Origin of the sequence: Aquicoccus sp., assembly GCF_041686535.1 — a bacterium.
Taxonomy (GTDB): domain Bacteria; phylum Pseudomonadota; class Alphaproteobacteria; order Rhodobacterales; family Rhodobacteraceae; genus Aquicoccus.
Map to the genome: position 1 here is coordinate 1 of NZ_JAWLDS010000189.1, position 2,855 is coordinate 2,855.

A 2,855-nucleotide genomic window follows, 5' to 3' on the forward strand; every position below is an offset into this window, starting at 1 on the left:
GTTCGACACGCGCGCCTCGGGGACCGGGTAGCCGAGCCCGCCCTGAAAGCCGTAGGCCCCCTGATGGCATTCGCTGCAGGCGGTCATCACGTTGACCGCCTGGGGTGCGCCGTTGGGCGCGACGAGCATGTAGTACCAGTCGTCGGTCTCGGGCGACGTGCCGGCAGCGACCTTTTCCATCAGGAAGAGCGGACCCTTCCGCACGTTTCCCGCATCCGTGACCGCGAAAGACTCCTTGGCAATCACCGTGCCTGCGGGAATGTCGGGGTCCTCCGCATACTCCAGGTAGGCCTCGTCGCCCGTATCGTTCACCCAAGTCAGCAGGAAACGGTTGCCGTGGAAACCCGGCGCGGCCGGGATCGTGCTGGCCCTGGTCCAGTCGCGGAAGTCGCTGACATACTCTGCGGGGATCCAGCGCTTGTCGCCCTCGGCATAGCCCGCCTGCAGCTCCTCGGCGATGCAGTCATAGACGGTCTCGGCCTCGTCACCGGTCAGTTCGGCACCCGGCTTGCCGGGATCGCAGTTGTCCTGCGCCTGCGCGCCTGTTGCGGCGGCGGTCAGGGCGAGCGCGGCTATTGCGGTGAGTGTGCGTTTCATTTTTTGATCCCCTGTGTCGTGTTTTTTTGGTTGTCCGGCATCTCGCGGTGTCCGACACGTACTCTACGGCACCCACACTGCGAGATGAAATCACACCTGATCACGAATGCTTGCACCATCGAAAGGCAAAAAAACCCGCCCCAGGTACGTGTTGAACGGTAAGTGATCGGCGCGATCTTAAGATGAGATGGCATCGTAACCGCAAATTTAGGTCGCTCGGCGTCCGAAGCCTCGCAGGTGCCGCAGATAATCTCCTCACCGAAGGTGACGCGTTTAATCCGAGACCAAAAGAGCGTCGCATGTTCCGGCCGCGCAGATATCGTCGTTCCGAGATTAACTCATGGGGCCAGATTGCGTTCTCTTGGGCGCGCGGCGAGCGCGCACTCTGCATCCCCCTGTTAGCGATGGAATTCGGCGATGGAAGTCTGCATGGCCCTGAGGCGCTGCTGTATCACCTACGGTGCCCAAGAGAGTGACTGCCGAGCTGGCACCGCTCATGCGGAAGACGTCCTGTGCGCTCGCGGACGCGTTGGACTTCCGGGATCGCGCTTGGCGTTCCTTTCATGAACACCTCGCCGTTGGCATTATGATCTCGCCATAGAGGGCTGTCCAAGAACAAGAATCCTGCCGGCGCGCATGCGTAAAGTAGACTGATAAGAACAGGCATGCATGAAATCGATGCCGCTTTCGCGTGCGACCGTCCGGATATCGCTCGCGTGGCTGGTCGGACGATCCGTCAGCCCACGACCGGGGCGAAGCGGTAACGCGCAATCCCATCGACAAGATGCTCAATCAGCCACATCGCGAGGAGGAATGCCAGCAGGCAAAGCCCCAAGTTTACGGCTGTCTGGACGCGGCGCTTCCAGCGCCGGTCGAGCCTGGCGAAGAGGGGCACTTCGGGACGCAGCAGGAGTCGGGATGCAAGCGCACCAAACAAAAGCAGGCTCGCCGCCCAGTAGATCAGGTCGAACCAGACCGAACCGGCGTTCACGGCGAGGAAGCGCAGGAAGCCCACGACCAGGGTCCAGCGCATGATATTGAACGCCTCATCGACGAATGTCTCGAATCTTTGTCCGAGACGGGTGCGAAACACGTCGTCGGATAGGTTATCTATCCATCGTTTCATCAGCAGATTTCTGATTTCGTCAATTTACCCATTCGTGTTCAACATTATGCACTCATTCAAGTCTTTGACTTGTGAACAGTTATGGTCGCAACCGCAAGCCTTTTACGTGCCATGTACGCGATCTCCGGCCCTTCCATTTACCCATAAGTTGGGGGTAACTGTGTATTTATTATCTTGAACCTGATTGTGAACCGTACCCCATACATTCCGGTACCCGCAAGAACAACAACGTAATAATTGTATCTTAGCAGAACCCGAACATCCACATCGTAACCTTGCGAAGGTTGCAATGGGGTAGACAAGATCGGCCCTGAGCCGACCTTGGCCACACCGTCAAACGCTGCATGACGTCGACACCGAACCGGCCATTCGTGCATCGCGCAGCATTTGGTGCGATTGAGGGGCCGCAGTGCGAACTTTGCCGCTATTGAGATGCTTTTACGAGTGACCGGCCTGATGATCTTGGCCTTCCAGGTATTCTGTCCAATCCTTGCTGAGCGCGCCAAGTGGACAAGCAGGATATCGAGATTTTCGCCCGGACCAGTGGCATGTGACCAGCAGGCGGCCAGTAGGCCGTTCCATCTGGCGCTGCATCATCCCCATGCTCATTTTGAGCGGGAGGCATCCGGCACGCCGTCTGCTGTGACATCTGGCGCAGGCCATCATGCACCTGCGAATCGTTTGTTGGAGCGGCGACGTATGATCGCGGCTGATCGGCTGCAAGCGGGGCCACAGCAACCGGTATGCAAGCATGAAATGCAGCGCTCGGTGTCTCGCGATTACCAGAATTGCAATTGTCAAAGGAGCCACTAACGGCCATCGATCCATTACGAATTGAGCGGCGCAGGTCGGCTGAAACCCGCATTGGGGCGATCCCTTGGGCGAGCAGACCGCGCGGTTGACCCCTGGAGAGCGCCCGACGAAGCTGCTTGTTGCTTCGTCCCGAGGGACGCGGCTGATCGAGCAGGTCGACGTCGCATAGCATGACACGTGGAGTGTTCCGCTCCGGGTGGCGCGCCATTGACCATCTCACAACTGCTGCAAGTCGACACTGGAGGGGTTCCGACACCCGATCACATATTGCCAGGTTCTGCTTGCCGCCTATCCGAAATACGGAAAGGAGTCCGGCATG

General features: G+C 58.8%; 2 protein-coding genes. Both read right to left on the reverse strand.

Going from position 1 to position 2,855, the window contains the following annotated elements; all coding sequences use genetic code 11:
• Positions 1–597, reverse strand: a 597-nt coding sequence (locus ACESL9_RS17790; RefSeq protein ID WP_372675406.1) for a hypothetical protein, incomplete at its 3' end; no start/stop codon positions are given.
• A gap of 736 nt (positions 598–1,333) precedes the next feature.
• Positions 1,334–1,723: a hypothetical protein gene (locus tag ACESL9_RS17795; RefSeq protein ID WP_372675407.1), complete on the reverse strand. Its 390-nt coding sequence runs from the start codon at positions 1,721–1,723 to the stop codon at positions 1,334–1,336.
• Between the last annotated feature and the right edge of the window lie 1,132 nt (positions 1,724–2,855).